Annotated in this window: 36 protein-coding genes, 4 pseudogenes and 1 riboswitch; of the genes and pseudogenes, 22 read left to right on the top strand and 18 right to left on the bottom strand. The window is 59.7% G+C overall.

Annotation, left to right across the window (positions count from 1 at the left end):
- Nucleotides 1–320 precede the first annotated feature (320 nt).
- A complete protein-coding gene (locus tag Q2941_RS43135) occupies nucleotides 321–893 on the bottom strand; it encodes a hypothetical protein (RefSeq protein WP_458196329.1) in 573 nt (190 codons plus the stop codon).
- Nucleotides 894–929: 36 nt separating this feature from the next.
- Nucleotides 930–1,029, bottom strand: a riboswitch (SAM-I-IV-variant riboswitch).
- A 515-nt stretch (nucleotides 1,030–1,544) separates the two neighbouring features.
- Here Q2941_RS43135 and Q2941_RS43130 point away from each other — a divergent pair.
- Complete coding sequence (locus Q2941_RS43130) at nucleotides 1,545–1,721, top strand: hypothetical protein (protein ID WP_254107768.1); 177 nt, start codon at nucleotides 1,545–1,547, stop codon at nucleotides 1,719–1,721.
- The gene (locus Q2941_RS43125; RefSeq protein WP_254107767.1) at nucleotides 1,718–1,942 is read left to right on the top strand and encodes a hypothetical protein; all 225 of its coding nucleotides are present in this window, start codon (nucleotides 1,718–1,720) and stop codon (nucleotides 1,940–1,942) included. Before Q2941_RS43130 ends, Q2941_RS43125 begins: the two co-directional genes overlap by 4 nt.
- A gap of 172 nt (nucleotides 1,943–2,114) precedes the next feature.
- On the opposite strand, the pseudogene Q2941_RS43120 reads toward Q2941_RS43125, so the two are convergent.
- Nucleotides 2,115–2,213, bottom strand: a pseudogene (locus Q2941_RS43120) (P-type conjugative transfer protein TrbJ); the annotation flags it as partial.
- On the opposite strand from Q2941_RS43120, the pseudogene Q2941_RS43115 reads away from it, so the two are divergent.
- Together Q2941_RS43115 and Q2941_RS43110 are read left to right on the top strand one after the other, a co-directional pair.
- Nucleotides 2,214–2,369 (top strand): annotated as a pseudogene (locus Q2941_RS43115) (TrbI/VirB10 family protein); the annotation flags it as partial. It abuts the pseudogene before it with no gap.
- A 4-nt stretch (nucleotides 2,370–2,373) separates the two neighbouring features.
- Complete coding sequence (locus tag Q2941_RS43110) at nucleotides 2,374–2,595, top strand: DUF2274 domain-containing protein (RefSeq protein WP_254107766.1); 222 nt, start codon at nucleotides 2,374–2,376, stop codon at nucleotides 2,593–2,595.
- Between the two features lie 135 nt (nucleotides 2,596–2,730).
- Here the strand turns inward: Q2941_RS43110 and Q2941_RS43105 are convergent, their stop codons facing one another.
- Entirely contained in the window at nucleotides 2,731–3,231 is a 501-nt protein-coding gene (locus Q2941_RS43105; RefSeq protein ID WP_254107765.1) for a Crp/Fnr family transcriptional regulator, read from the bottom strand.
- A gap of 228 nt (nucleotides 3,232–3,459) precedes the next feature.
- On the opposite strand from Q2941_RS43105, the gene Q2941_RS43100 reads away from it, so the two are divergent.
- Nucleotides 3,460–3,642: a hypothetical protein gene (locus tag Q2941_RS43100; protein WP_254107764.1), complete on the top strand. Its 183-nt coding sequence runs from the start codon at nucleotides 3,460–3,462 to the stop codon at nucleotides 3,640–3,642.
- 408 nt (nucleotides 3,643–4,050) lie between these two features.
- Here Q2941_RS43100 and Q2941_RS43095 read toward each other — a convergent pair whose 3' ends face one another.
- On the bottom strand, nucleotides 4,051–4,215 hold the full coding sequence (locus tag Q2941_RS43095) for a hypothetical protein (protein ID WP_254107763.1): 165 nt from the start codon (nucleotides 4,213–4,215) through the stop codon (nucleotides 4,051–4,053).
- Nucleotides 4,216–5,369: 1,154 nt separating this feature from the next.
- Entirely contained in the window at nucleotides 5,370–5,534 is a 165-nt protein-coding gene (locus Q2941_RS43090; protein WP_458196328.1) for a hypothetical protein, read from the bottom strand.
- Between the two features lie 152 nt (nucleotides 5,535–5,686).
- Between Q2941_RS43090 and Q2941_RS43085 the strand changes: the two genes are divergently transcribed.
- Nucleotides 5,687–5,890, top strand: a complete 204-nt coding sequence (locus Q2941_RS43085; RefSeq protein ID WP_254107760.1) for a cold-shock protein — start codon at nucleotides 5,687–5,689, stop codon at nucleotides 5,888–5,890.
- 43 nt (nucleotides 5,891–5,933) lie between these two features.
- Here Q2941_RS43085 and Q2941_RS43080 read toward each other — a convergent pair whose 3' ends face one another.
- Nucleotides 5,934–6,083 (bottom strand): hypothetical protein, encoded by a 150-nt coding sequence (locus tag Q2941_RS43080; protein WP_458196327.1) that lies wholly within the window; start codon nucleotides 6,081–6,083, stop codon nucleotides 5,934–5,936.
- A gap of 669 nt (nucleotides 6,084–6,752) precedes the next feature.
- On the opposite strand from Q2941_RS43080, the gene Q2941_RS43075 reads away from it, so the two are divergent.
- Nucleotides 6,753–7,130, top strand: a complete 378-nt coding sequence (locus tag Q2941_RS43075; protein ID WP_458196326.1) for a hypothetical protein — start codon at nucleotides 6,753–6,755, stop codon at nucleotides 7,128–7,130.
- Nucleotides 7,131–7,296: 166 nt separating this feature from the next.
- Here the strand turns inward: Q2941_RS43075 and Q2941_RS43070 are convergent, their stop codons facing one another.
- Nucleotides 7,297–7,551, bottom strand: a complete 255-nt coding sequence (locus Q2941_RS43070) for a hypothetical protein (RefSeq protein ID WP_254107754.1) — start codon at nucleotides 7,549–7,551, stop codon at nucleotides 7,297–7,299.
- Nucleotides 7,552–7,919: 368 nt separating this feature from the next.
- On the opposite strand from Q2941_RS43070, the gene Q2941_RS43065 reads away from it, so the two are divergent.
- Entirely contained in the window at nucleotides 7,920–8,297 is a 378-nt protein-coding gene (locus Q2941_RS43065) for an NUDIX hydrolase (protein ID WP_458196331.1), read from the top strand.
- A 21-nt stretch (nucleotides 8,298–8,318) separates the two neighbouring features.
- Here Q2941_RS43065 and Q2941_RS43060 read toward each other — a convergent pair whose 3' ends face one another.
- The gene (locus Q2941_RS43060; protein ID WP_254107751.1) at nucleotides 8,319–8,573 is read right to left on the bottom strand and encodes a hypothetical protein; all 255 of its coding nucleotides are present in this window, start codon (nucleotides 8,571–8,573) and stop codon (nucleotides 8,319–8,321) included.
- A gap of 185 nt (nucleotides 8,574–8,758) precedes the next feature.
- On the opposite strand from Q2941_RS43060, the gene Q2941_RS43055 reads away from it, so the two are divergent.
- Both Q2941_RS43055 and Q2941_RS43050 read left to right on the top strand, forming a co-directional pair.
- A complete protein-coding gene (locus tag Q2941_RS43055; RefSeq protein ID WP_458196325.1) occupies nucleotides 8,759–8,977 on the top strand; it encodes a hypothetical protein in 219 nt (72 codons plus the stop codon).
- Nucleotides 8,978–9,113: 136 nt separating this feature from the next.
- Nucleotides 9,114–9,404, top strand: a complete 291-nt coding sequence (locus Q2941_RS43050) for a hypothetical protein (RefSeq protein ID WP_458196324.1) — start codon at nucleotides 9,114–9,116, stop codon at nucleotides 9,402–9,404.
- A 122-nt stretch (nucleotides 9,405–9,526) separates the two neighbouring features.
- On the opposite strand, the gene Q2941_RS43045 is transcribed toward Q2941_RS43050, so the two are convergent.
- Complete coding sequence (locus Q2941_RS43045) at nucleotides 9,527–9,823, bottom strand: hypothetical protein (RefSeq protein WP_458196323.1); 297 nt, start codon at nucleotides 9,821–9,823, stop codon at nucleotides 9,527–9,529.
- Nucleotides 9,824–10,005: 182 nt separating this feature from the next.
- Between Q2941_RS43045 and Q2941_RS43040 the strand changes: the two genes are divergently transcribed.
- A complete protein-coding gene (locus tag Q2941_RS43040) occupies nucleotides 10,006–10,653 on the top strand; it encodes an SOS response-associated peptidase (RefSeq protein ID WP_458196322.1) in 648 nt (215 codons plus the stop codon).
- 1,742 nt (nucleotides 10,654–12,395) lie between these two features.
- On the opposite strand, the gene Q2941_RS43035 is transcribed toward Q2941_RS43040, so the two are convergent.
- Together Q2941_RS43035 and Q2941_RS43030 are read right to left on the bottom strand one after the other, a co-directional pair.
- Nucleotides 12,396–13,022, bottom strand: coding sequence for a hypothetical protein (locus Q2941_RS43035; RefSeq protein ID WP_458196321.1), 627 nt, complete (start codon nucleotides 13,020–13,022; stop codon nucleotides 12,396–12,398).
- Between the two features lie 188 nt (nucleotides 13,023–13,210).
- Nucleotides 13,211–13,390 (bottom strand): hypothetical protein, encoded by a 180-nt coding sequence (locus Q2941_RS43030; protein ID WP_254107747.1) that lies wholly within the window; start codon nucleotides 13,388–13,390, stop codon nucleotides 13,211–13,213.
- Between the two features lie 700 nt (nucleotides 13,391–14,090).
- On the opposite strand from Q2941_RS43030, the gene asnS reads away from it, so the two are divergent.
- Entirely contained in the window at nucleotides 14,091–15,491 is a 1,401-nt protein-coding gene (asnS, locus tag Q2941_RS43025) for an asparagine--tRNA ligase (RefSeq protein ID WP_458196320.1), read from the top strand.
- Nucleotides 15,492–15,673: 182 nt separating this feature from the next.
- Here the strand turns inward: asnS and Q2941_RS43020 are convergent, their stop codons facing one another.
- The 3 genes from Q2941_RS43020 to Q2941_RS43010 all read right to left on the bottom strand — a co-directional run bounded on the left by Q2941_RS43020 (nucleotide 15,674) and on the right by Q2941_RS43010 (nucleotide 16,713).
- The gene (locus Q2941_RS43020) at nucleotides 15,674–15,925 is read right to left on the bottom strand and encodes a hypothetical protein (RefSeq protein ID WP_458196319.1); all 252 of its coding nucleotides are present in this window, start codon (nucleotides 15,923–15,925) and stop codon (nucleotides 15,674–15,676) included.
- A 65-nt stretch (nucleotides 15,926–15,990) separates the two neighbouring features.
- On the bottom strand, nucleotides 15,991–16,176 hold the full coding sequence (locus Q2941_RS43015; protein WP_458196318.1) for a hypothetical protein: 186 nt from the start codon (nucleotides 16,174–16,176) through the stop codon (nucleotides 15,991–15,993).
- Between the two features lie 237 nt (nucleotides 16,177–16,413).
- The gene (locus Q2941_RS43010; RefSeq protein WP_458196330.1) at nucleotides 16,414–16,713 is read right to left on the bottom strand and encodes a PD-(D/E)XK nuclease family protein; all 300 of its coding nucleotides are present in this window, start codon (nucleotides 16,711–16,713) and stop codon (nucleotides 16,414–16,416) included.
- Between the two features lie 52 nt (nucleotides 16,714–16,765).
- Between Q2941_RS43010 and Q2941_RS43005 the strand changes: the two genes are divergently transcribed.
- A complete protein-coding gene (locus Q2941_RS43005) occupies nucleotides 16,766–17,008 on the top strand; it encodes a hypothetical protein (RefSeq protein WP_254107743.1) in 243 nt (80 codons plus the stop codon).
- An 810-nt stretch (nucleotides 17,009–17,818) separates the two neighbouring features.
- Here Q2941_RS43005 and Q2941_RS43000 read toward each other — a convergent pair.
- Nucleotides 17,819–18,175 carry a PRC-barrel domain-containing protein gene (locus Q2941_RS43000; protein ID WP_458196317.1) on the bottom strand — a complete coding sequence of 119 codons (357 nt, stop codon included), beginning with the start codon at nucleotides 18,173–18,175 and terminating at the stop codon, nucleotides 17,819–17,821.
- A 143-nt stretch (nucleotides 18,176–18,318) separates the two neighbouring features.
- On the opposite strand from Q2941_RS43000, the gene Q2941_RS42995 reads away from it, so the two are divergent.
- The 7 genes and pseudogenes from Q2941_RS42995 to Q2941_RS42965 form a co-directional block, all read left to right on the top strand.
- Nucleotides 18,319–18,543, top strand: coding sequence for a hypothetical protein (locus Q2941_RS42995; protein ID WP_458196316.1), 225 nt, complete (start codon nucleotides 18,319–18,321; stop codon nucleotides 18,541–18,543).
- Between the two features lie 94 nt (nucleotides 18,544–18,637).
- On the top strand, nucleotides 18,638–18,883 hold the full coding sequence (locus Q2941_RS42990) for a hypothetical protein (RefSeq protein WP_254107737.1): 246 nt from the start codon (nucleotides 18,638–18,640) through the stop codon (nucleotides 18,881–18,883).
- Between the two features lie 374 nt (nucleotides 18,884–19,257).
- Entirely contained in the window at nucleotides 19,258–19,599 is a 342-nt protein-coding gene (locus Q2941_RS42985) for a DUF1236 domain-containing protein (RefSeq protein WP_458196315.1), read from the top strand.
- Nucleotides 19,600–19,687: 88 nt separating this feature from the next.
- The gene (locus Q2941_RS42980) at nucleotides 19,688–20,098 is read left to right on the top strand and encodes a hypothetical protein (protein ID WP_458196313.1); all 411 of its coding nucleotides are present in this window, start codon (nucleotides 19,688–19,690) and stop codon (nucleotides 20,096–20,098) included.
- Nucleotides 20,099–20,234: 136 nt separating this feature from the next.
- The gene (locus tag Q2941_RS42975) at nucleotides 20,235–20,444 is read left to right on the top strand and encodes a hypothetical protein (protein WP_458196312.1); all 210 of its coding nucleotides are present in this window, start codon (nucleotides 20,235–20,237) and stop codon (nucleotides 20,442–20,444) included.
- Nucleotides 20,445–20,581: 137 nt separating this feature from the next.
- Nucleotides 20,582–21,507: pseudogene (locus Q2941_RS42970) on the top strand (glycosyltransferase family 4 protein).
- Nucleotides 21,508–21,595: 88 nt separating this feature from the next.
- Nucleotides 21,596–21,793, top strand: a pseudogene (locus Q2941_RS42965) (JAB domain-containing protein); the annotation flags it as partial.
- Between the two features lie 79 nt (nucleotides 21,794–21,872).
- On the opposite strand, the gene Q2941_RS42960 reads toward Q2941_RS42965, so the two are convergent.
- Nucleotides 21,873–22,361: an MGMT family protein gene (locus Q2941_RS42960; RefSeq protein ID WP_458196311.1), complete on the bottom strand. Its 489-nt coding sequence runs from the start codon at nucleotides 22,359–22,361 to the stop codon at nucleotides 21,873–21,875.
- A gap of 27 nt (nucleotides 22,362–22,388) precedes the next feature.
- Here Q2941_RS42960 and Q2941_RS42955 point away from each other — a divergent pair, with 27 nt between their 5' ends.
- Complete coding sequence (locus Q2941_RS42955) at nucleotides 22,389–22,688, top strand: DUF1330 domain-containing protein (protein WP_254107733.1); 300 nt, start codon at nucleotides 22,389–22,391, stop codon at nucleotides 22,686–22,688.
- A 48-nt stretch (nucleotides 22,689–22,736) separates the two neighbouring features.
- Here the strand turns inward: Q2941_RS42955 and Q2941_RS42950 are convergent, their stop codons facing one another.
- Nucleotides 22,737–22,928, bottom strand: coding sequence for a hypothetical protein (locus tag Q2941_RS42950; RefSeq protein WP_254107731.1), 192 nt, complete (start codon nucleotides 22,926–22,928; stop codon nucleotides 22,737–22,739).
- 643 nt (nucleotides 22,929–23,571) lie between these two features.
- Nucleotides 23,572–23,934 (bottom strand): response regulator, encoded by a 363-nt coding sequence (locus Q2941_RS42945; protein ID WP_458196310.1) that lies wholly within the window; start codon nucleotides 23,932–23,934, stop codon nucleotides 23,572–23,574.
- A gap of 379 nt (nucleotides 23,935–24,313) precedes the next feature.
- Here Q2941_RS42945 and Q2941_RS42940 point away from each other — a divergent pair.
- A partial coding sequence (locus Q2941_RS42940; RefSeq protein ID WP_458196309.1) for a hypothetical protein occupies nucleotides 24,314–24,582 on the top strand: 269 nt, incomplete at its 3' end.

Here is a 24,582-nt window from a genome sequence, read left to right as displayed (position 1 = left end):
GGCCGGATACATTGATGCAAGACCGCTCACCGCCAGGTCGTCGAAATCTTCTTGCAACGCGCGGCCGGACCATACATCAGGGTCACAACCGGTAACCTCAACCCGAGCAGATGTTTTCCGGTTCGCCCCCAAGAGCGGACACAACGGCTTTCGTCGGCAAGGCCCTGGGCATCGGCACTGGCACGTTCCAGCGCGTACTGATGGGCAACCGCGCCCTTTGACATCGATGTCGCTGAAGCGGCTTTTGGCTCTCTGTGAAACAGAGACGGCCACCGGTGAGGTCTCTGAAGGGCCAGGGCTTGTTTAACCAATTTGCACCTCTAGGTACCCTCCACAATCTTAATCGGCACGCCGAGGTCGATGAGCCGCGCCTGTAGGAGCGACAGCGACAACATATCCTTCGCGTTGACATAATGTGTGCTGTCGCCGGGGTGGGATCCAATGTTGAACTCTAGGAGCGGTCCTCGCTCGGAGCCGCGCTCAGGGCCGAGGTCGATTTTTTGGAGCAGGTGATAAGCCCTAGCGAGGGGACCACCTTCGGTGTCGAACCAGTCCTCCCAGTAGCGCCTACTCATGGGCCTGTCGAAATCTCCCGGTTCTATCAAGTGCGAGCTGCAGATATTCTCGATTTCCATCCCGGTTCGGTGCGGGATGCCCTGGTTGATAAAGAATTTTCTCCACGTTGGCGGGGGTGGCGCAATGCTCCACGGGCCAAGCGTAAGCTGATAACCCTCGTCTGGAATTTCACACCAATACATGGTCTCGGTCGCCTGTGAAGGCGAGGTCAGCAGGGGCTCGTTATTCCGGTGAATGAAGGAGCGCGCGTCCCTCACGAACGCCGTCGTCAGCACCGCACCAGCACCGATCAGAAATCCACGTCGTGATTGCAGCATAAAAAATCCTCCGAGATGGCACACGCATCTGGAGGACTGGCGACCTACTGTTGCCCTTGCGGGCCACATCGTCGTGCCACCGTTGCCGGTCTAAGGCTGGTTGGCGGGACCGTCAGGTCCTCTCAGGATCATCTTGGCGTCCAGCTTCGGACGAAATCCATACTGGTTGTCCAGCAGGTCCACATCGAAGATGGGACCGATCAAATGCAGACTTATAGATAGCGCATTTGCAAACCATGTCAAATTCCAGATCGCCGCGTGAGACGCTCCAAGATGGGCCAGATCGAATTCGAAAAGAGAAAGAGGCCTGCGGGTCGTACGCCTCTCATCATGCCGCGCGATGGCTTGCTTCGCCAATCTGTGGCCTTCGTCTTATCTCCAGCGTCTAGCACTTTTGGTAATTTCTCCGAGGAGTGACAGGAGGCCAAGCCGCTATATTGGCTAAACCAAACCGTTTAGGATCTGTACGATCCGCGTTTTCGGAATCGCAGCGATTCATTTTTGCGGTGACCGTGTGTGCAGGACCAATGCGTCATGCCTCCAGCCTGTCGGCACCTCCACCGTTCGGCGGGGTAACGGTGGTTGCACTTGCGCCGTGGTTGTTTCCTCTCAGCTGGGGTAGAATAATCGCGACGGTGGTGGAGGTCGCGCGTGGTCAGGAAGATGGCGGAGAACGGCACCTACTATCACGAGCCGCCCTACACCGAAGAAGAGGAAGACGAGTTCTACCGGCGCGTCGGCGGCGCCAGTTCGCTCACGATCGCTCACCGTCCTGCTTCAACGCCACAGCCCCACCTGCAAAAGTCGCCGCCACCGAGGGACCAATGACTGTTTACGACCCTATCGTTCCGAGGACCGCCGAAGAGATCGAGCTGGAAGACACGATCTCCGATTTGGTCTATCGCTTGAGCCACGCGCAAGAGGGCAGCGCCGAATACAAGTTTATCGAACGTCAGCTCACCGGCATCTTCCACGGCAGCCAGCTTGGCGGCCTCATCATCGAAGAATTCGAGATGAGCGGCGAGATAGCAGTGCCTCGACGCCGTTAGCGGCTGTGGCCGGACTGATCGGCCAGACTGCCCATCACGCCACCAGTGAGTACACGCTACGGCTAACAGCTCTGGCGGCCGTCGCGGTGGACATCTATCGCTGAAGGGGGTGGGGGACCCGGGGGCGTTCAGCCGGGAGCGCGGCATGGTGATCTGATGGAAGGGCAGGTCCTTGCTCGAGCTGTAACAGGGACGAGAGCGGCAGGGTCGCCAGGTTCTTTCCCTGGTTGATCAGCATCTGCGCCTGATTTTGCAATGACGTGATCTGGTTGCGCTACGACGGGGGGCAGGGGACTCCCTCAATCAAACCGGCCAGCAGATCGTTAGACGCAATCTCAACATCCAGCCGACGCTGACCATTCGACCGGGATTTCCGGTGCAGGTCATCGTCAATCGCGATCTCGTGCTCGAACCGTATGGGGGCTAGCAGCATGGCCAAACTCAAACTCGGGGCGCTCACCGACGACAAGCCGGTCAAGGTCACACATGAGCTGCCGGCGAGCGTACACCGAGACCTGATCGCCTATGCCGAGTTACTTGCGCGCGAGAGTGGTCAGCCCATTGGCGATCCGGTCAAACTGATCGCCCCCATGTTGACGCGCTTCATGGCAACGGATCGGGCCTTTGCAAAGCTTCGCGCACACATCAAGTGACCCTGCACTCGCATTGTCAGACGAAGAAGAGAAGCCAAAGCAACAGGCCAGTGACGACCAGCGACCATGTGATCGCCGCAGCAAGCAGCCAGCCGTCCAGCCCCCAACCTCGCGCCGGTCGTTCCAGCATAGGCCTTACACGGTTTTTTGCCTTAGGAGAAAGTGATCCGAGGCCGTTCTTTCCCTTGTGATTTGCGTGGGCAACGCTCCGATGTCTCCAGCTTCGGTGCTTACAAGCTGGCGCTCGTACTCGCGTTTGATCAACCGCCAGCAAGGGCAGGAGCTTTGCGCCAGTCGAAAAGCGTCACGTATGACAAGCCGACCGCGCATCATTTCGATGAGCCCCTCCTTTCTGAGTAGAATAAGGCTCTCGGTCACCCCCGCGCGGCGCACGCCGAGAAGTTGAGCGAGCACTTGGTGGGTAAGTGGAATGTCGTCAGATTGCAAGGCATCGCGTGCGAGCAGCAACCATCGCCCAAGACGTTGCTGTAACGGATGGACCGTATTGCATGCGCCTGATTGAGCGGTCTGAACCAAGACCGACGCAACATAGGCATGCACCACGGTGCGAAACACGGGCAGCACAGCGAGTGCCTGCTGATTCTTTCTAGACTTGAGCCGCTTGTGGCAACGCAAGCGGCCTCTTTTCGCTCGGATTCTCGGCGCGAGAGATACGGGTTCCGGCGTGCGCGTCTGTGTCCTGATTCCCACACTGCGGTTGGAAAACGCGTCTGCGTGTCGCTTTCGAACAGACAAGTCAAATCCGTTCGGTTCAACTGCTCCTACCGGAATCAGTCATCGGCGGCGAGGCGAAATGGATCGTTCCCCGATAACTGACATGTCGCGCGACAAAAATGTCGAGCGGTGCAAGCAACGGGCTTCGCTTATCACGACCGCGGCGATCTTAAAAACGCGGTCGCGTTTGTCAGCGATATGCGCGCCCGTCCCGATTGCGAGTTGCCACGCCACTTGGCAGCGCTTGGCGTTTTTCTGCTGATGGAGAACGATGCGCTCGGCTGGAGGACGCTGATCGAAGGATTCAGGTGATGATCACCTCTCGGTAGGGCACCGGAACGAACACAGCGGCAGCCCAATTTACAGTGACGGTTTTTCCCAGTCGAACCTTGAGCAACCCTATGCTGGCCTTCTATTTGCCCATACTGATCAGTCTAGGAATACTGGAAGTCGTGAAAGCAAACATGAGCGCAAGTGGATCGCTAACGGTCCGACGCATAAACCGATCTGCGACAGATCCAGGGCATCTTCGCAATGATGATGTCCTGAATCATACGCGAGATCGGGAAGCCGTCCTCGACACTTGAGAGCCGAGAGGCCGCTGATTCCAAGAAACTCACAAAACGCCTGCGGCGTCGGATATGCCGATGCGCGGCGGATCGCCCGCATTCTTATTGCTGTTGGGGCGAATCGGCCTTCTCGTTCAGATTCTGTCATGGCTTAGGACTCGGACTTCACCTTCGCGGAGATCGCGGCGAGCGTATCAAGATAGCTGGCAATCTCGCGCAAGGCCTCTTCTCGCTCGGATCCTGGTGGCAGCTTACGAACTTTAGCAAGCAGTTGTTCGGCGAGTTCTAACAGGTCGCGAAGATCAGCCTCAGTCATTGCCTCGCCCTCAACCCGGAGTCTCGACCGCGCGACGGATGTTTCCGTAACCGGAGGGCGAGCGCAAGGGAAGTCGCTACGGTTTGTTGGGTGGTTCGGGTGGTGCAACCGGCGCCGTGGGCTCGGCGGCCGGTGTGCTACCCCTGAGCTCTGACGGGGCGGCACAATCGCCCGCCCAAATCTTGGTGCCTTTAACGGTGCCGACCAGTTTGCAACCCATTGGCGCCTGTGGCTTGGCCTGCGCCGCCGCCGGTCTTTTGGCCGCTTTCGGTGGAGGACTCTGAGCAAACGCACTCGTTGCAAACAAAATGGCGAGAAGTCCGACCGCTACCTTCATCATCTTTTGCCTTCGCTCGGCCTCTACGACAACATTAGAAATCAGGCGCATGCGCCATTTGTCGGTTTTCTGGACGATCCTTTACGTCCAAGCTCACTGTGACAAGATGGCGCTGGTTGCGAACGGGTCGCCTGGAGGGTCGCATGGCGCGTAAAGATATGGCGGAAAGGCCGAATGTCGAATCGGTTCTCGTACACGAACGAGGCAACGTGCTCGAATGGCACGACCTTGAATGCGAGCCTGAGCCAAGCCATTCAGCCGCCCAACGGTTGGTGCGTGATCGCCCGGTGGAATTCTGGCAGGGAGCAAGACGCATTACGCGGCCGAGCCGCGCGAACGATAGCGGCGGCCCTAGCTCATCCGGGGGAACATCGGCCTGAGGATGGGCACCGCGCTTGCCGCAGGCACCCGTCAATTCTGGATGCTTGGAGGGTTGAATACGGACAGTTCGCCCAGCAACCAACCAGAATCCCCAAACGTTGACGGGTATCACCGCGCTGCCGTTGGTATCTATCGGTGATGAGAACGCCCGATCGCGCTCCCGCCTTAATCAAATAAGGGAGTAGCGCCATGTGGCCGCGACGACCTATCAACCAATCATCGGCACTTGAAGACCGACTAGCGGAAGAGGCAATCAATCTTCGCAAGCAAGCCGAAGGCATGCCTCCTAGCATTCGTCGCGAGGAGCTTCTGCAGAAGGCGCGCCAAGCCGAAAACGCTGGGCACGTGTTTGGGTGGTTGCGATCCCCAGGTTCGCAGCCGCCAGAGTAAGCTCAACGGTAGTCTGCGCAGAACACGCTCAGCCCGTACTGCGAGCTCAAGGACACGATTTTATGGGCCATCTTGCCGGGCCGGCATCGCGGGCCGGAGAAGTTTCTGCCAAGTCGATGCCGCTGGCGATCTCGACCAGCTTCCGCGCTGCGGCTTCCGGGCTGGGGAAGAGATGTTCGGCAGTGAGCTTCATGAGGAAGATGCCCATCATGGTCGGCTCTGATCCGCCCCCCGAGGATCGCGCCGCGCTTGCCGCAAGGTCCCGTGGGACGACATCAGGCCCGCCGGTTCACGCTAGCCCCCTTTGTTTCGCCAGATTTATGGCACCATCCTTTCACGTTTCGAATTATGGGGAGAAGCGACGTGGCTACAGGGACGGTGAAGTGGTTTAACGCAACCAAAGGTTATGGATTTATTCAACCCGACAAGGGCGGCAAGGACGTATTTGTCCATATCTCGGCCGTTGAGAAGGCCGGACTGAGCAGCCTCAACGAGGGTGCGAAGGTAAGCTACGAAATAGTTTCGGACCGCGGCAAAGAATCCGCTGGAAATCTTCGGGTTGGTTGATTGGCGAAGTGCCCGCCAGCGTGCTGGCGGGCACTCACTCACATCACTCTTCGATCACATCATTTTCGAAGGCGATGCCCTCCGGGTCGTTCTCCTCGAACCACTTTTCCGCGGCATCGACTGTCACGAAGATCTTGATGTGCTCTGCGTCGCCGACCTGCTTGGCAGTCTTGACGTAGACGAAGACGGTCATTGATCCCTCTTCAGTTTGCGCCGGCCCCAAATGCGGTTTTTTTCCTTCGGATTGAACGCTGGGACGTCGTGGCGGTTCAAGGCCCGCATGATGCCGATGCGGGCGAACACGGTCACCGCCTTGCTCGGGCCACCAGGATCAGCGCTTCAAATGCCCTCTGCCAGTTTTTCCCAAGTTCAGTAGAGAGAGAACGGCTCCAGCGCGCGGGGCTGGCTGAAAGCGAGCCGGAGCCGTCCATCTGCGCACCGCCGAACGGATATTGATCTGCTGAGTGTCCAACGGAGCACAGAGCAAAGGGCCGCTGCGTTTGGAGCGGCGGCCCTTTCACCGGGGTTGCAATAGGAACTCCGAAACTGCAATCGCTTAGCCAGCCCGGTAGCGTAGATCATTCGACAGATGCCCGCGTCAGCAAATAACAAAAATGAATCTGAGCCCGCGATCCGTAAGTACCTCTTTCGGGGTAACGCTACTGGTCATGAAATTTAATCTGCCCTGTGTCGACTAGTGGACTCTCTCGATGCACGGGCCGAGCGGCGGTATTATTGGCGTCTGCTCTGTCCTCATCACGAGGGCGTTGTGATGATCAGGGTGCCCGTTGTCTTAGCTGCCGCCGTCATGCGCGTGGAGTGAGTGAATCGGGGGTCGATCAGCACGGAAGGAGCCTCGCACATGCTGAGAGCTGTTTTGATTGCGACTTCCGTCGCCATGGCAATGCCCTGTTTTGCCCAGCAAGTCCGGGTCATCGCTGGCGACATCCAGCACGTCTATGGTCCCGGCGGCGAACTCCTCGACAATGCCGAGTTGCAAGCACAGAACCGGCGCGCCTGGGAGCGCATGCAGATTGAAAAGCAGATCGCGATTGAGCGCCGCCAAGCCGAGATTCAGATGCAACAACTCAAGCTTCAGGAATCCGCTCTCGCCTATGCCCCTTACTCCGACGCTCCCATGGTGGACCCATATGGCGGCTGGTGGGCCGGCGGCGGGTTCATCGGACCCGCCCGAGGCAAAAGGATCCGTGGCTCGCCCAGGATCGGCGCTCGTCGCTAGTGGTGCATGAACTGGCGCCAATTGCCGTTCCACCTTGGGACGCTGGGGCGATAAGTCTGACTTAGCGGGTTCATGGTCCTTCCCCAGAGTTATTTCCCATTCTCCTTCAGCGCTCTCGGGGCGACCACTGTCGCCATTTCGGCGTTTCTGATCTTGTCTAACTGGATCAGGCCGCCTGCCCATTTATCAGCCGCACATAGGTCCCGCTCTCGTGCAGCTCGAGCCAACTGCGCTCGACTGCGTGCTTGATCCCGGCGCCGAACTCAGGGCCGCTGGCCTTCAGCGTGTAGAGGAACGTAGCGTTGATCTTCTCGATATGGATTCGACCGTCCTGGACGGCTTCGATGCAGGCGGCGAGCTCGACGAGCTTGCGCGCTGCGGCTTCCGGGTTGGCGTAGGGTCGTTCGCAGGTAAGCTTCATGAGCTAGTCCTAGCGCGATTCGGACCGTCCTCGCTCACAGGGGTTTGGTTGCATATCCTTCCCGGTCAAGCAGATGCGAGCCGTTCTAAGTCGCTCTATTCCTCTTCGACGTTCGCGACCCTGCCGCAGGGCAAGCACCTGTACACGCGTATGCGGGGCCTGTTGTTGATCGCCGGCAGTACGCCCAACGGCGTCATTTCGCGCCCGCACGCCTCGCAAACCGGAACTTGGGATTCGCCGTTGGAACCCTTTGGCATCCCTCTAAGTTTGCCCGAGTTCCATTCCGGTTCTTATCCGGGAAACTACGGAACTCTGCGGTGATGTTGCTAGCTATACTGACGTTACCACCTACCGAGTCGAGTCGGGGAATGGCGAAATCGTCAAAGCTTGTCGCGGCAAGAAAGGGGCGGGTGCTCGTCGTGAGACGTCGGAGCGATCGGCTCTGGATGTTTCCAGGCGGGCGCAAGCGCGTAGGTGAGAGCGAGAGGAAATGCCTTCGCCGAGAGATCAGCGAAGAGCTGCCCAATCTTAGGCTTGGGTCTGTGAAGCTCTGGAAGGAAGTGAACGCGAAGAACCGCCGATCTGGCCGAAAGATGAGCGACGCGATCTTCGTGGCTAAGTCGGTTTCCGGTCGCCTAAAGATCGGCGACAAGAAAGAGATCGACAAGGCTGCCTGGCGCAAGCCCCGTGGTCTCCGGCTGACCCCCACCTCGCGGTACATCCGGGACAAGCTATTTCCGTCCTGAGCGCACTGACCAGAGCGAACCTCATCGGTATCCCATGGCTGGGATCACAGGCTCGTTCCAGTTGAAGTCCGGCCGAACGTCGGCCCCACGCAGACCGCAAGCGGAGCAGACGAACCGCGGCTCGATGTCGGACAGCCGCGTATCGTCGGGCCAGCAATCGGCGCTCAGGGCCACGTTGTGGCTGCAACGATAGTCGGCGCAATAGACCAGGACGCCGCGCACGCCCATCTGGCGCATCTCGCCGAAGGTGATCTTTTGGGGTCGGGCTGCGAGCATTATTTCGACTTCGCCTTCAGCCCGATCCGAAGAGGCTAAGGCGTCCATCCCAGACTCATTTCGGCTATCGTCGCGATTGCGGCGACGGCGGCTCTGGCTCAGGCCTACGATCCAGAATGACGGCGCGGCGAGGCCGCGGACCCCGGCCATACGGCTGATTGTAGAGCCTTGATAGGCTGAGTCGGTTGACACGGGTCGCGGGGCCGCTGATCGCAACCGAATGGCTGCAGTGGCAGTCCGCGCAATGGCGCATTTCGCCGAAGCTGATCTTGGTCGGGCGGTCGGACATCGCCCATCATTCCGCCGATCGCGGTCAGAGTGAAGTAGCGACGGCTGTTTGCTGGCGCTGGCGAATTCACTGGCGTGTTGTCGTCGCGCGCAAAAAAAAATCACAGCGCGGCTGAACCTACGATATTGCGGGAAGGTTCGCGTTGTGCGTTAAATGAACACGTTGCGGACTTGCCTGCTCGCGCAGGCAACGCGACCACTCTTCCAAATCCAAATGTCTAACAAAGTCACCCCTTGAGGGAGGGAATACCTATGGCACCAGACGAACCCGATCAGACCACCCCGAGCGTGGAGCCAACCGCCGAGCCGACGCCTAGCCCGGCCATCGAGGTCGCGCCCGAGCAGGAGCCCGCCGTCTCTGCGGAGCCGGTCGAGGCCCCGGCCGTGGCCGAGCCCGAGCAGGAGCCCGCCGTCTCTGCGGAGCCGGTCGAGGCCCCGGCCGTGGCCGAGCCCGAGCAGGAGCCCGTCATCTCTGCGGAGCCGGTCGAGGCCCCAGCCGAGCCCGTAGGCGAGCCGCCGGCCGAGGGCGAGCAGCCCGCGTAACTGATTGCGAGGAAATTTGCGAACTCACCGGGCTCGGCTGCGCGGTTTGTCCGGCGGCTGAGCCCGCTTTGATGCAACAGTTCGATTTTCGATGGCTGGCGCGACCGGCCCGCGTTGTGATTTTATTGAGCTTTCCCCGCCGCCAGCAAAGCAACTGTTCGAACAATGCTCGTTTGCGGACAGTTGGGCCGCCAGCGTGACGACTGCGTTTTGGTGATGCCGAGGTCGGCGGGAGTAGCAGCCTGCGACTTCAAAACCGGATTGAGGTTGCCCTTGCCGGTGTCGCGCTCACCGCGTTCTGCCATCTCCTGCAACAGGTGGCCGCCGCGACGTTCGGCCTGCTCGCGGATAGAAGCCGAGCGGTCAGCGATAGCCCATGCCGACCGGCGTCCCATTCCAATTGAAGTCTGGCCGGACATCCGCGCCACGCCGGCCGCACGCCCGGCAGACGAAGCGCGGCTCGACGTCGGACAGCCGCACCTCATCCACCCAGCGATCGGCGCTGAGGGCTATAGAGTGGCTGCAACGGTAGTCGGCGCAATAGACCAGGACGTTGGCTTGAGAAATAGAACAAAGCTGCCGATAAAGATGATCCTCAGCGATGTGCAATCTGTACAGCATCACAACCAACCAAGCCGCCATCCTCGCACTCTTCCGCGTCGTCAACCGCTACGTCGGCAACTTGCAACCGATGCCCGGCGTCTTCCCTGACTATCCCGCGCCGGTAATCCGCAACACGGAGGCCGGAAGCGAGATGACACTCATGCGCTGGGGCATGCCACCGCCGCCGCGCACGGGTGGGCCGCCGGTCACCAACATCCGCAACACGTCGTCACCGCACTGGCGCGGCTGGCTGAAGCCCGAGAACCGCTGCCTTGTGCCATTCAACAGCTTCGCCGAATACGCGCCGGAGCCGAACCCTGAGACCAAGAAGAATGTCGTCTGGTTCGCCCTGAATGATGACCGGCCTCTCTGCGCGTTTTCGGGCATCAGGGGCGACCGAGGAACCAAGTCCAAGCCGATCCCCGGACCGCATCAGGTCTACGGCCTCCTGACGACGGCGCCGAATGCGGTCGTCGCGCCGATCCATCCAAAGGCAGTGCCGGTGATCCTGACGACCGATGAGGAGCGCGACGTTTGGATGCGCGCGCCGTGGGATGAGGCAAAGGCACTGCAGCGGCCACTGCCGGATAAGGCGCTAATGATCGTTGCGCGCGGAGCCGACAAGGAAGATAAAGTCGCAGCATAGATGGATCGCAGGGACAGCGATGGATGGGCTTTCGGTCGTGGGGCAAGATGGCACATCTTAATGGATGGCACCGCTTAGGGATTGTTCTTTCGATTGCCTGGCCTTCTTCCTCCCGATGATCGCGTTACCAGTTCTTGCAGCCGAACTGCCCGGCCAAACAAGCGTCATTGACGGCGACACCCTCGAACTCCACGGCACGCGCATCCGGCTCTGGGGCATCGATGCTCCGAGAGCAGTCAGATTTGTCGAGGGGACGTAGCCTTGGATATCGATGCGGAGCGAAGGCGGCCAACGAATTGGCGGCATTCATCGGTAGTCGGCCCGTTTCATGCACGCCGATGAGCCTCGACGGTTACGGGCGCACGGTCGCTTCATGTGCGGTCGGCGGCGCCAAGGGATTTTGGGAAAGCGCTTAGGAGCGATGAGTTTGAGTTGCGCCCGGCTGTTAGCCACCGGACCGAGGCAGATCCACGGCCTCAGCTAACCGGTCCGCTGCTTGCCCGGCACTCGGCATGGACTGCTTTTCGGAAGGCAGCGAGCCGACAGAATTGACTGTCAGCCCCGTACCAGCGGCGAGAACAGCTATCACAATCGCAGCGAGATATTCGGTCCTCATAGGGATGGTTCCTCCATTTGTGCGGTGCCCAGAGCGCGCGTTCAGAACACCCCGATCAAGGCGAAAAAGCCGATTTCGATTAGGAAAGTGACGGACATGATGGCGACCGTAAGAAACGCGTCGCGCACCGATATGGCAGCCATGGCATGCCTCCGCCTCGGGCAGCCCCATCGATAAATTCACCTATGATAAAAAAGTTTCGGTTCCGCCGGATCGGTGCAAGTACCTTCCGCGTTATGACGGCGGCGGCGGCAGGGAACAAATAACGAAGCTGTGCCCATCAAGCCAACGGTGGCAGCCATGGCGAAGCCCCTTCCGCCACAAGACCCTCACCTAACCGAAGCTTTAGAACTCGACCATTGTCGGGCGATCTGCGAGGAGATCGGTGTGCGGCTTCAGCATAGCCTCGCGCGCGACACCTCACTGGTACCGACGTGCCTACGAAAATTGGTTGATCGGATCGCTGAACTGGAAGGCAACGCGCCTCCACACATTCCCGACTGCGAGGACGAGCCACCAGCCTGGGAGCGTTCGAAGCGCGGGCGGAGGTTTTGGTGGTTCCCCTAAAAGAGGGACGGCCATAGAAATTCGTGAACTATGATCGCCAACGCTCGCACACCGGGCCGCGCGACTGGATCGCAAGCCACGCGGCGAATAGAGGTGAGCGCCGCCCGCGACTAACAGGGGTTCTCCTAACTCGCGGCATCCGCCGCTCCAATTCTCCGGCGGTCCCGCGCGGGCTCGCCGAAGGTTCAATAGCACACCTCCGCGAGATCACCGACGAGACCGGAGCGCGCCGCTTAGGAGCAACACAACGCTCCCATCCCGCTTCCCGCCTCATCGCTGGGGCATCCGTTGTGACTACTTTGATAGGTCAGCCATCCCCACTGGAAAGCGGTTGAGCGCGGGCGCATAATCTTTCGATGGCGACAATTGTCAGATGTAACAATTGCGGCGCTGAGTACCACCGTACAGCCGAGAAATTCCTGGTGCCGCACACCAGTCATGCATCCTGTACGATTTGCGGTGACACGCTTGAATATTGGGTGGACGACACTCACCTCGCCATATTCGAATTGGTCAGGCGTGCGGACGAAAGCCCCCAGGGCGCGGCCAAAACGCAGAGTTAACTCGAATGGCGCTTGCCCCTCCGCCCATGTTCGCTGCCACTGTTCTGCGAGTTTAATCCAAAGCGGGACACCGATCCTCTCTTGAGCCCGTGCATGCCGGGCTCGGCAGGCAACCGCGCTCCCGGCTGCACGAACGCGTCACCATCGCGTGCCCCCGAACGTGATGACATGCTCGGGCGAAGTCCCTGACCGGCTGGCATGCGGTCGATTGCCAACCGCAGGCCGAGCAGTGCCTGCGGCGAGGTGTCGGGCCGGAAATCGATCATGGTGCCCTGCGCCTCAGCGGCGAAGATCAACGCGACCTCGCGCCGCTCGACGGCGAGCATGTCGCTGAGCACCTGCGCCTCCTGCACCTCGCGCTGCTCGCGCGTCAACGCCGCGCCGTCGTCAGCGGCATCGTCGATGGCTTTGTCGAGCTTGGCGATGATCTGGTCGCCCCAGAGCCACGCGATAAGACCAACCGCATCATGCGTCTCGCCGAAGGCCACCGCGCCGGGCGAATTTGCGTTGTAGATGCTTGTCGTCAGTCGCGATGTCGCGAACTGGATTGGTTGACCAAATTCAATCGCTGCATCTGCGTTCGGTGCAGCAGCCTGCGCCAGCGCGGCAACCTGATCGCGCATCTCGCGTTTCGCCACGGCTTCGTGACTCGGCGGGGCAGTTGTTCAATGGCAAATCAACCTACCGGCTACGTGTCCCAGCCGATGTTCCGGCAAGAGAGTAGACGCTCCATCCTTCAAGTCTGAGCGTGTTCCTAAGAGCCCAGTGAGTCTCCTGGGATCACGCTAGATGGTCCCCGCAATTTCGCAAATCATCCGATGATCCATCGCCCTGTGTGGATATCGAATTTCACCAAGCCTTCGTCTCGCATTTTCAACAGGAGGTCTTGGCAAGCTTCTTCATTCACGACATTGGCGCGTTTCATGACCTCGCGCACTTTGAGCGGGTTCTCGCGGAGCGCACTCAGGATATTTTCTCGATCATTCAGCACGACTAGACTCCTACCGTCATCAAGCGCGCTAAATCACTGAGAATACGAAAGCTGATCTTCCGTAACGACTCGCTCGATATTCTCCGACTTGCTCTTGATGCGGTATCTAAGACGTCCATCTGCCTCGATGGGCATAAGTTGAACGATGGTGTAAATCATAGGTGAATCAGTTGCGGCACGTCCTTGTGGACGTTGGGGCTGGTGGCGAACGTCTTGGTTCAGCTTATAGGCATATGACATGTGTCTACCTCTAAAAGTTACGGCCGCTCTAGCGTGGACCATGCCGTGATGCAATGCATCCACGGTTGAGGATGCGCTGGATGGTCTTTGCTTGTGGCGAAAAGTCCAGCAAAATGCTGCCGCGGCTAATCAGTTTGGTGGCGGCTGTGGTCTCCAAGACACATATGCCGAGACACACTTTTTCGGCAACGGCATCAGCAAGCTCGTGTTCACGATCTTGTCTGCGGTCGAACCATTCGACTCGTCCCCTCGTCGTCCAGCCCGGAGAGGCAACGTGTTCTTCGATTATATTCGGACTTGAGTGTCGTGAGGAGACTAGCCGTCGAACTCAAAGCCGCGAAGGCGCTTGGCGGCGACGCAATGGGCGCCGACCCCGAAAGAGCGGGAGTAACGGCCCCGCATCGCCCGAACCCTTCCGTGCGTCTGGACAATGTCGCGGCCGCCGAGTTAATCTTCGCCGATGGACAACATCAACGTGCGCAGCATCCTCGCCGGCGAGGCGCCGAACGATGCACCGGTGACTGTCAGGGGCTGGGTGCGCACCCGACGCGACTCCAAGGCGGGTATCTCGTTCGTCCACCTTTCGGACGGCTCGGCGTTCCACCCGGTGCAGGTGGTCGCACCCAACACGCTACCCAACTATGCCGACGAGGTGCTCAGGATCACCTCCGGCTGCGCCGTCGAGGCGACTGGCCTAATCGTGCCGTCGCCTGCCAAGGGGCAGCCGTTCGAGATGCAGGCGAATGCGATCAAGGTGATCGGCTGGGTCGACAACCCGGATACCTACCCGATCCAGCCGAAGCCGCACACCATGGAGTTCCTGCGCGAGGTCGCGCACCTCCGCCCGCGCACCAACGTGATCGGCGCAGCGACGCGCGTGCGCCACACGCTCGCGCAGGCGATCCACCGCTTCTTCGACGAGAACGGCTTCTTCTGGGTCAACACGCCGATCATCACCTCGTCCGACGCCGAGGGGGCGGGCGCGCTGTTTCGCGTGTCGACCCTCGACCTCGCCAACCTGCCGCGCACGCTGCAGGGCAAGATCGACTTCGCCCAGGATTTCTTCGGCCGCGAGGCGTTCCTCACCGTGTCCGGCCAGCTCAATGTCGAAGCCTACTGCCTCGCGCTCACCAAAGTCTACACGTTTGGGCCGACCTTCCGCGCCGAGAACTCCAACACCAGCCGCCATCTCGCCGAGTTCTGGATGATCGAGCCGGAGATCGCGTTCGCCGATCTCTCCGACAATGCGACGCTGGCCGAGCGGCTCCTGAAGTACACTTTCGAGGCGCTGCTCAAGGAGCGGCACGAGGATCTCGCCTTCTTCGACGAGCGGGTCGAGAAGGGTCTGGTGGCGAAGCTCGAAGGCATCGTCGCATCCGATTTCGTGCGCATGGATTACGGCGAAGCGATCAAGGTGCTCGAAGGCGCCAAGGAGAAGTTCGAGTTTCCGGTGCGCTGGGGCGTCGACCTGCAGGCGGAGCACGAGCGCTATCTCACCGAGAAGTACGCCAAGAAGCCCGTGGTCGTGATGCACTACCCGAAGGACATCAAGGCGTTCTATATGCGGGTGAATGACGACGCAAAGACCGTCGCCGCCATGGACGTGCTGGCGCCCGGCATCGGCGAGATAATTGGCGGCAGCCAGCGCGAGGAGCGGCTCGACATGCTCGATGCACGGATGACGCAACTCGGAATCGACCGGGAGCACTACGGCTGGTACCGCGACCTGCGCCGCTACGGCTCGGTACCGCACGCCGGCTTCGGCCTCGGCTTCGAGCGCACGCTCGCCTACGTCACCGGGCTTTCCAACGTGCGCGACGCGATCCCGTTCCCGCGCACTCCGGGGCATGCGAAGTATTGAGGTGTCGCGCGACCGCCTGCGCGGCCCGCTTTCATCGTTGCGGCGGATGAATTAGCGTTGCATCGCAATGCGGGTTTCGAGTGTGACCCCTCCCAACACACACAATCCGGCTCGGCCTCGACATCGGCGGGACGTTCACCGACGTGGCGCTCGAGAACCCCGGCTCGATTGAAGCCCAGTGATCACCGCAGATGCAACCGGTCGAGCAGCCTTGCCACCTTCCTGCCATGCCAGCAGCCACCGTGCGGCGTCGCGACCTTCCGTCTGGTCAGTTCGTAAGCGATCTTCTCGACAGGCAGGTGGCGAAACTCGATCAAGTTCAGCCGCAGCGTCTTTGCATATTGCGCCTGTTCTCCTTCGCCAGCTCGGCATCGCTGGCGGAGAAGGAGCGCCGCAACATCGATCCGAACCAAACAAGCGCTCGCGGCTGCCAAGGCGCGCGGCGTCCAGCTCAGCTAGTGCTAGCTAGTTCAGGTTTGCCACGAACGCGTTGATCGCGTCAGCTCCTTGTTTTGGCTGTTGGCACATCCACCAATGACCCTTCCGCAACGGCGACCTTTGCCTGGGCTCGCTCGGCAGAACGGCGCGCGAGCGTCTCGCCGCCGCAGTAGGAATCTTCCGTCGCGATCAATGCCAAGCCTGGTTTAACGGCTGGTCGTGGCAAGCCGGTGCCGAAGTCGCGCATGACTGGTCGAGCGGCCGATCTGTACAACGCCAGGATTGCCCTGCCCATGTCCGCGTTCGCAAGCGCCCGGCAAGAGCGCAGACCCCGCGACATCTAATGACGACTCGGCAGCACCGATCACCACCCGTTGAAAGAGAGGCGCCACACTCATGGTCATCTCCATTATTCTCTCGGCGCGATCACGGACGCCATCAGCCAACACCTGGCAGAACCGTTGTCTCGTTTATTTTATATCAATTAAGAGAAGCCACAGCATGTGAAGCAGCTCGCTTTCTTAAAAAAGGTGAGCTGATCTTCGGATTCTGTCGAATCGATTTTGTTTTCTATAGCCCACACGAGCCTGTTAATTTTGGATTCGATCAGAACGTCAATGCCTCGCCATTCACGTGTGACGAGCGCATCTGTGAAATCAGCCAAAACGAGGTTGAGGGTAGCCATTGGCGGTTCCGGTACATTTTCCAGGGCGCGCCTCAAGAGAGACTTTAGGAATGTGTCACCCAGGCCATGGCTTTCATGCGGGCGGAGAAGAAATGCCAGAAAGTTGGAAGCGACGTGATAAAATCACGGTAACAAGAGGGAGAATGCTGCCATGTCCGATGATGATATGAAAGCTGAGCTCGAACGGCTCCGCAGAGAGAACGAGACTCTCAAGAAGGGAGCGTCCGAAGGCGTCCGCATGAAAGTAAGTGAAAAGGGCGGCCTCTCCGTTTACGGAATGGGGCGCTTTCCAGTGACGCTATATAAAGAGCAATGGTTGAAGCTTCTGAGCATGTCCGATGAGATTCGTGCGTTTATTGCCGAAAATGAAGCACGACTGAAGGCGAAGGATTGACCGCTGACCCCGTACCAGCGAAGGCAGGGCCAAGGCGATGGCCCGAAGGGTGCATATCGGCAGCCACCGGCATTGACGCCACATCAGCAACGCGAGGCGCTGGCACGGCGCGAGGCCGGGAGGCCCTAAGCGATATCGCCGGGACGTTCGGGGTCAGCCATACGACTATCGGGAGGTTGCGGACCGGCGATTAGCATTAGTGGCCCTTTGTCCTCTAAGCCAGCGCTCGCTCGTGATTTCATCACGAAACAGAATACCCGTTAGGCCGAACAGGGATGCGCCCGCAAAAATGACAAGCGCGGTCTGAAGCATCTTAAAAGAACCTCCATGCCCAAACACTAGCTACGAGTATGGTGACGGCGCAGGCGTTAATGAAGAGTTAGTCCACAACAAATGGCTGTGAGCGTTTCCGGAACAAGCGTGAGCCTCGCAGAGGCGTGCCGTCACTTCGCTGATGCGCCATCAGTGACATTCGAAAATGAAAAGACCGCCAAATAGTGCGGGCTTAGTTGAGGCGCTGACGGATGTTCTTGATGATCTCACGTTCGGCATAGTAGATGTCCTGGAGACCGTGGATCAGCAGATCTTCCATTGACTTTATGTCCTTGGTGAAGATTCCCATATTTGACGTCTCCTCTCGCAACGATGGCAATGGAACGCGGGCTGACCGGCTACTGTTCCTTTCCCTGTAGAGGATTCGGATAATCGGATTGGACAGCAAGAACATTTAGTCAGCGCGCGATGGATGCGGGGGCGATGCCGTCGTCGTTGCCTGCTACGGCATCGCCCATCTTAGGCGACCAGCATGGGTCAGAATCCGGAATAGTACTCGTTCACCACTCTCGCCCGTCCCGGGTCCTCCCAATTCCAGTCGTTGTCATTGCCGTATCTCGGCGCTCCCCGCAGCCGTTCTGCGGTGAGATTGGATCGATATCCGCCAAGGCCCGTATCGTACTTCAAGGATTGCCAGGGGAGGGGGTAGTGATCGTCGCCGATTCCCAGGAAGCCACCGAAGCCGAGAACAGCATACGACACCTTCCCGCTGACCTTGTCGATCATCACACGCTCGATCGAGCCGATCTTCTGGTTATCGGCGCCGTACACTGCGGTGCCCTCGACCTTATCGCTGCCGATCAGCGTTCCTGTTTCACGCCTTTCCGTTTCCATCGTAAATCCTCCTCGTTTTAGAAACATAGATGCGGTGTAACGGAGCGCGCCTGAGTCTCGTTCCTTTCGATCTCCACTGCGAAGGCGAGGAACTGACGGTAGGTATGGCGATTGAATCGTTGGATTGACGTTGGGAGTTTATCATGAAGTCCATACTCGCCGTTGCCTGTGTCGCCGTTGCTCTGATCTCCTCTGGCGCCGCCGAGGCAAAAGGATGCATCAAGGGAGCCATCGTCGGCGGCGTTGCCGGCCACGTGGCGGGCCATGGCAAGCTCGGCGCAGCGGTCGGCTGCGTGATCGGCCATCACGAGGCGAACAAGTCGGATCCCAACAAGGCGAATGCTCAAGCGCCGTCCGGTCAAAAGTGAACGTTCACTCCGCACAGGCTGCCGGCTCGCATGGACGCGCGGATGCCATGAAAATCGTACTGATGTCCGGCGTCGCACGGTCGATCGAGATGCCATGAAGATCAGGTCGCATTCGGAGAGTCACATCGTCGAACTCGACGATGGCTCGCGCTGGCAGATATTCCCGGGCGATCTCGACGTCACGCTCAATTGGAAGCCGGAAACCGAGCTTGACGTCGTCGCGACGAAGGGCGACGTCGGTTCTCATGCACTCATCGGCGCCGGCGGCGTGGCCCGGGTCATACGCGCAGGCGAATCTTGGTCCGTACGGGAGGTGAGATCGACCCTCAAGAACGGCTGACGACCGCCCGACGGCCGAACGCGATAGCCGACGTCTCGGAAGCCGAACGACCTGGACGCCACTCATCGAAAACTTCGGTCGCGCGAGGCGCCGCTTGCGCCAGGCCGATGGCTCGTCTTCCAGCTTCGTTGCCAGTCCTGCCTCTTCACGCAACTCCACGACATCCGACGTGCGCATGATTCCTCCATTCTTGAGAGCATCAAGGGTCAAGCAGCGCTGGGATCGACCCTCGTCCGCCAAATGCAATCGCGCAACACCTGCTCGGTTCCGCGGGCTCGCAGGGAAAACGTGGCAAGTCGCATGGCACGCGCAGGGAACGATTGCCATCATTGGAGGTTTTCGCGCCGACCGCATTCAGCGGCGAGGAGAATGACATGAGGAAGTTGCTACTGCTGTCCGTGGCAGCCGCGCTGATTTCGACCGGCGCGTTTGCCCAGTCTACCATCACGACGACCGGGGCCGGACATACTGCCGCGGTGCAGATCGAGCCGGAGTACCGCACGAAGATTCGGAGCTACGTAACTGAGCACAAGATCCGTCCGGTCGAGACGCGCGAGAAGATCGTCGTCGGATCCCCGGTGCCGAGCGGCGTGGAGCTCGAAGCGGTGCCTGCCGAATGGGGGCCGTCGCTGACCAAGTATCGGTACGTCTATTCCGGAGAGCGCGTGATGCTGGTGGATCCGGCCACCCGAACTGCCGTCCAGGAGGTGGACTAGGACCGTCGCGGCGGGCCCGTGAGGAGGCGGCCCCGCCGCGAGCCGTCGCGCGACGCAAAAATACTAACCTTAAAAGAACGGCGGTCCCATGCTGATCATCAGGTACTTCGTCTTCGTCGGCCTTTTTTTGACCGCGCTGCTCTTTGCCGCCGACCGATATCTTCCTGCGTCGGTTGATCACGCCCACTCCGCCGACCCCGATAAGACGACCATTCGCATTCGCTCGGCGCGGAGCCTTCCCGAAAAAATCGTGCTCGACACGCATAGCCCGGCGATGGTCGCGCCGATGGCAGCAGCGGCAGAAGTGGCCAACTCATCTTCCCGCGAAGCTTTCGCGGCGATGACGGAGGCGACGGCGCCGAAGACTGAAGACCAGAAGCCGCTTGCGCAGAAAGTCGCGCGGCAGAGGCCTCGCGCGAAGCGGTCCGCGAAGCCGGTCCGCAGGCCGACAGAAAAACGTCTGGCTTTCGACCATCGCGATTTCTCTGGAACGTGGTGATCGGTTGCTCCCGCCGGCCTGACGAGGACGCCACGGCCTGTGCTGTCACTAGCCGGAAGTTTAAGGGAAAAACCGGAAACTCACGCCAATCAGGCGAGTTGCCGTCCGACAAAGTCTCTTTTTGCGGAGTCGCAAAATGGTCGCCGATGTCTCGTTGCGAACGGCCGTGGATACGGTCTGGTCCCTGTTTCGGGCTAAGCATCGCGACGTCGATGCCGCGGATAGCCGCCGCTGCCTGCTTGAGCGACATCTGCAAGGGAGACGGGAAGCGCGTGTGAGCGACGCCGAAGAACTGACAGGGTTCGGCCTGGCTTACCTGGAGCGCCTTCCCGAAGACGAATGTTGAGTCCGATGGAGGGGCTCGTCAGGCGAGTCACGCTCGACAGCGCCAGGCCAGCCTGGACGTTGCTCGCTATCTCGGAGCTCCTATCCGCGGCGGTCGTGCTCGTCTTTCGGGCCGTGCTTCCAGTCTGGGGGGAATCGATGCGCATCGCCCAACTTGCTCCATTGGCCGAGAGCGTTCCCCCTAAGCTCTACGGCGGCACGGAGCGAGTCGTGGCGTGGCTGGTGGATGAGCTGGTCGAACTTGGGCACGACGTCACGCTGTTCGCGAGCGGCGATTCCCGAACGAAAGGGAAGCTTCAGCCCGTATGGCCGCGCGCGCTGCGCCTCGGACGGCAGCGTACAGATCCAAATGCGGCCTACGCGCTGCTGCTGGAAGCCGTTTCGCAACGAGCGCAGGACTTTGATGTGATCCACGGTCACATCGACTGGCTACACCTCCCGCTGCTCGGCAGACTGGGCGTGCCATTGCTCACGACCATGCACGGGCGCCTCGACCTACCGGGGCTGCCCGGTGTAGTTCGAAAATTTTCACGAGCCAGCTTCGTTTCGATTTCGGACCATCAGCGCCTACCACTTCCGGATGCAAATTGGAGCGGCACGATCCAACACGGACTGCCCCCGAACCTGTTTCGGCCGTCGTACGGAGAAGGATCCTATCTGGCGTTTCTCGGGCGCCTTACGGCGGAGAAAGGTCCGGAAGACGCGATCCGCATAGCGCGCAGCCGGAAAGCCACTGCGCATCGCTGCAAAGATACCGCGTGCCGAGACCGCTTACTTCAAAAAATATCTCGAGCCTCATATCGACAGCGAGACAATTCAGCTAGTCGGCGAGGTCGACGAAGTAAAAAAGCAGCCATTCCTTGCGCAGGCCGCCGCCTTACTGTTTCCAGTTGATTGGCCCGAACCGTTCGGCCTAGTCATGATCGAGGCGATGGCGTGCGGAAGTGCGCGCGCGGTTCGAGGAGCGCTTCTCCGTGCAGCGAATGTTACGAGAGTACGAGAGCCACTACCGAGCGCTGATCGCCGCGGCTCCGATAGGAGAGAGCGCGTGCTTCGAGCGGTAGCGCTCGAGAAGATCACGGCAAGGCAAGTACCAATCGCTCGGTCTCTACTGCAAGATCATGCGGGGCGGCATTGTTCAGGGTTGGCGGTCGCCCCAAGCGGACATCATGCCGTCCGGTCGTGCTGATGCACAATCATCCGGGAGGAGATCCAACACCATCGCGTGCTGACATCGAGATGACGCGAGTGATTGTTGAGATCGCGAAGCAGTTCGGTATTGCGATCCAGGGCCACATCATCGTCGGCAAGCAAGGTCACGCCAGTCTGAAAGGACTGAAGCTGATCTAAACGACGCCGCTTCTTGGGGCCAATCCGGACCTTATCCTCGGACCCAATGAGAACATACGCGCGTTCATCCGCAGAGCGATCAGCGGATGCGCGCACCGCGGTTGTACCCGCGCATCTTCCCGTCGCTCGCAACGACGCGATGGCACGGTATCGACAGATCGTAATTGGATCGCATAACGGCTCCGACAGCCCGTGCGGCCTTCGGAGTTCCAGCTTTTGAAGCGACCTCTTTGTACGTCATCGTCTTGCCTTTCGGTATTTTCCGGACGATATCGCGCACTTTGTCGGAGAACGTCTTTTTCATATGCCGAGTGTAGCCTTCTTCAAGTTGACCGCTAGGAGTGTTCTTTATGTTTGTATGGAACGTAATTCCTTGCCGACCGTTCCCGGCACCGACAATAGTCACAATCGCCGGCGGCGTCCGGTAACTGTGGAGGCACTTTTTAGTTTTCTTGAGCGTCCCTTCCTTGCCGGCCTTACTGGCGGTCGCGGCGGCGAAGTTGTTGATCGACGAGAGCGTGCCGAAGGCGAGGTAGATGAGAGCCCAACGGCAACGCCCGGATGACATCCAAAGTCTCAAATGGGAGGACCCTTCATGACCGTCTACGTCGTTGGACAGCTCAAATTCACCGATCGTGCGGCATACGAACGCTACGCTGCGCGTTTCAGGGGCGTACTCAAGCAATTCGGAGGAAGGCTGTTGGCAGCCGATGAGCAGCCCGAAATCATCGAGGGGCGTTGGGATAGAGACAAGATCGTGCTTCTGTCTTTTTCAAATGCGACGGCTTTCCGCGGGTTCTTCGAGTCAGCCCAATATCGGGAGATTGCAAAGGACCGAAAGGCGGGAGCGGATACCCTTCTGTTGCTGGTGCACGGCATTGATGGTGGCGGCTGATTCCGCCAGTCCGCTAGACTGGAGCGACGAATAACGAGCCGTCTCGTCCTAATCTCCGCCTAGGCTGCAAAAGCGGAACGCAGGTTCGGCAGCGATTTGATGACGAGCCAGAATGGAATAGCGCAAATGCACGCAATGAATCTTGGTAAGGTCGATTTGCAAGCTCGGAGTTAACTTGAAGAGTTGCCGTTTTATCTGCCCGGTGGTGGTCGCAATCGGCTCGCTGATTATGATCGGCATCACGCTCTGCAAGTGAGGCGGTCCGACCACCAAGGTGCGCTCAATCAACTACCGAATGATCTGCAACCTTCTCGCGCCCCTCGATGTGAACCGTGCCAACATAGAGCACACGCCGTGCACGTCTGCTTGGCCCCCAATTGCGGCGCGAGAGCAGACAATCCGGGACCGCCGAGACGCAACATGCACTGAACGGCGAAATCGGCGGAAGCGCCACCGGGTGAGCGAGTGCGGCGCCGCCTTTTCTTCACGCTCAGATGGCCGCCGCTAGTCAGCGGGCGCGCGCCAGCTTTCGACGCCATCATTTAGATGACGCTCCTGTTTGCGCAACTCATCGATTAGACGTTCGAGGTATGGCGGCAGGGGCGAAGTTTCGCGAGATAAGTCCTGTTGCAACCTTTCACCCACCTCGTCACAGATCGACCGGGCGGTCTTATGGTCGATGTGGTCCGATATTCGGCTGATCGGTTCCATGACGCGACTTCTTTGATCGGGCCCCACGATTAACTTAAGTTACAGAGTGGGAAATTGTTTCGCGTTCCTCAAACGTCGTCGATAGTTCCATGGAGTGGGAAGATCCACGTCTGGGTCGCGCCAAAAGGCGTCGCTGCCGTTGCGTGAATTCCAGGGGCAGTGCCCGTCCTCCTTACACCGCGAGCAGAGGATGAAGCTGTGAGCGATACAACTCGGCGACATCAGCCGTGACCTTCTCAATCTCATACGGCTTTTCCCATCGCCGCACATGCTGGAAGCGGGCGGGGATGGTCTCGGCACCGTAGCCAGTCGTGAAAATGAAGGGCTTTGCGATGCGCATGAGTTCGTCCGCGACCGGAAAGGCTGCGCATCCATGCAGGTTGATATCGACCACGGCGACATCGAAGCCATCGTGCTCGACAGACATCGCGTCGCAGAGTTCGGTAACCGGCCCGATCACATGAGCGCCGAGCGCCCGTAGAGCGTTTGCGAGGTCGTCTCCGATAGGGTAGTCATCCTCGACATGCCAGCGCAAACAGTCCCGCAGGAACAGAAGGCCAAGTACGAAGTCGTTGCGACGCTCTGCTTGCTCGCGATGTTCGCTCCGGCAATTACCTATGGATAGCCGCTTTGCTGGTAGCGATGATAGACATTCCCGATTTCACACCACTCTTCCGACAAATAGACGAGACCGTCGGGCGCATCGCCGGATCCAAGAAAAGACCAACGGCAAGCATCCGCACACCGGGAACGGCGGCGCAACCCGCGTCAAACGTCAAGGGCAAGGCCGTAGGAAGGCGATAGGGCGCGCCTGGAGTCGCGGGACTTTGAGTCCGTCGCGAATGTAGACTCCCTTCCATAGCGCCTCAGTTGGCGGTCTCGGCCTGTAGGAGCCGTACATAGGTCCCGCTCTCGTGCAGCTCGAGCCGACCGCGCTCGACCGCCCTCTTGATGCCGGCGCCGAACTCCTCGCCGGTGGCTTTGAGCTTGTAGAGGAACGGCGCATTGATCTTCTCGATACGGATGCGTCAGTCTTGCACGGGCTCGATGCTAGTGGCGATCTCGATGAGCTTGCGCGCTGCGGCTTCCGGGTTGGCGTCGGGACGTTCGGCGGTGAGCTTCATAAACCAGCCCTCGCGCGGCTGGCGGCCTGTTCTCGCAGGAAGTCAGTCCGGCGCTTCAC

This window comes from Bradyrhizobium sp. UFLA05-153 (genome assembly GCF_054185185.1).
Note: the sequence above shows the minus strand (reverse complement) of the source record. Positions and strands in the feature narration are given on the sequence as shown.

Bases quoted from the DNA above. Each gene is read 5' to 3' on its own strand.
- Q2941_RS43095 (WP_254107763.1), bottom strand. From the start codon at position 4,215: ATGACTGAGGCTGATCTTCGCGACCTGTTAGAACTCGCCGAACAACTG.
- Q2941_RS43110 (WP_254107766.1), top strand. From the start codon at position 2,374: ATGGCCAAACTCAAACTCGGGGCGCTCACCGACGACAAGCCGGTCAAG.
- Q2941_RS43035 (WP_458196321.1), bottom strand. From the start codon at position 13,022: ATGCGCGATCAGGTTGCCGCGCTGGCGCAGGCTGCTGCACCGAACGCA.
- Q2941_RS43090 (WP_458196328.1), bottom strand. From the start codon at position 5,534: ATGATGGGCATCTTCCTCATGAAGCTCACTGCCGAACATCTCTTCCCC.
- Q2941_RS43005 (WP_254107743.1), top strand. From the start codon at position 16,766: ATGTCCGATGATGATATGAAAGCTGAGCTCGAACGGCTCCGCAGAGAG.
- Q2941_RS43015 (WP_458196318.1), bottom strand. From the start codon at position 16,176: ATGCGCGACTTCGGCACCGGCTTGCCACGACCAGCCGTTAAACCAGGC.
- Q2941_RS43045 (WP_458196323.1), bottom strand. From the start codon at position 9,823: ATGTCCGGCCAGACTTCAATTGGAATGGGACGCCGGTCGGCATGGGCT.
- Q2941_RS43125 (WP_254107767.1), top strand. From the start codon at position 1,718: ATGACTGTTTACGACCCTATCGTTCCGAGGACCGCCGAAGAGATCGAG.
- Q2941_RS43070 (WP_254107754.1), bottom strand. From the start codon at position 7,551: ATGAAGCTTACCTGCGAACGACCCTACGCCAACCCGGAAGCCGCAGCG.
- Q2941_RS43040 (WP_458196322.1), top strand. From the start codon at position 10,006: ATGTGCAATCTGTACAGCATCACAACCAACCAAGCCGCCATCCTCGCA.
- Q2941_RS42955 (WP_254107733.1), top strand. From the start codon at position 22,389: ATGACCGTCTACGTCGTTGGACAGCTCAAATTCACCGATCGTGCGGCA.
- Q2941_RS43065 (WP_458196331.1), top strand. From the start codon at position 7,920: ATGGCGAAATCGTCAAAGCTTGTCGCGGCAAGAAAGGGGCGGGTGCTC.
- Q2941_RS42975 (WP_458196312.1), top strand. From the start codon at position 20,235: ATGGTCGCCGATGTCTCGTTGCGAACGGCCGTGGATACGGTCTGGTCC.
- Q2941_RS42950 (WP_254107731.1), bottom strand. From the start codon at position 22,928: ATGCCGATCATAATCAGCGAGCCGATTGCGACCACCACCGGGCAGATA.
- Q2941_RS42995 (WP_458196316.1), top strand. From the start codon at position 18,319: ATGAAGTCCATACTCGCCGTTGCCTGTGTCGCCGTTGCTCTGATCTCC.
- Q2941_RS42960 (WP_458196311.1), bottom strand. From the start codon at position 22,361: ATGTCATCCGGGCGTTGCCGTTGGGCTCTCATCTACCTCGCCTTCGGC.
- Q2941_RS43000 (WP_458196317.1), bottom strand. From the start codon at position 18,175: ATGGAAACGGAAAGGCGTGAAACAGGAACGCTGATCGGCAGCGATAAG.
- Q2941_RS43060 (WP_254107751.1), bottom strand. From the start codon at position 8,573: ATGCTCGCAGCCCGACCCCAAAAGATCACCTTCGGCGAGATGCGCCAG.
- Q2941_RS42980 (WP_458196313.1), top strand. From the start codon at position 19,688: ATGCTGATCATCAGGTACTTCGTCTTCGTCGGCCTTTTTTTGACCGCG.
- Q2941_RS43135 (WP_458196329.1), bottom strand. From the start codon at position 893: ATGCTGCAATCACGACGTGGATTTCTGATCGGTGCTGGTGCGGTGCTG.
- asnS (WP_458196320.1), top strand. From the start codon at position 14,091: ATGGACAACATCAACGTGCGCAGCATCCTCGCCGGCGAGGCGCCGAAC.
- Q2941_RS42990 (WP_254107737.1), top strand. From the start codon at position 18,638: ATGAAGATCAGGTCGCATTCGGAGAGTCACATCGTCGAACTCGACGAT.
- Q2941_RS43075 (WP_458196326.1), top strand. From the start codon at position 6,753: ATGCTGAGAGCTGTTTTGATTGCGACTTCCGTCGCCATGGCAATGCCC.
- Q2941_RS43050 (WP_458196324.1), top strand. From the start codon at position 9,114: ATGGCACCAGACGAACCCGATCAGACCACCCCGAGCGTGGAGCCAACC.
- Q2941_RS42985 (WP_458196315.1), top strand. From the start codon at position 19,258: ATGAGGAAGTTGCTACTGCTGTCCGTGGCAGCCGCGCTGATTTCGACC.
- Q2941_RS43080 (WP_458196327.1), bottom strand. From the start codon at position 6,083: ATGACCGTCTTCGTCTACGTCAAGACTGCCAAGCAGGTCGGCGACGCA.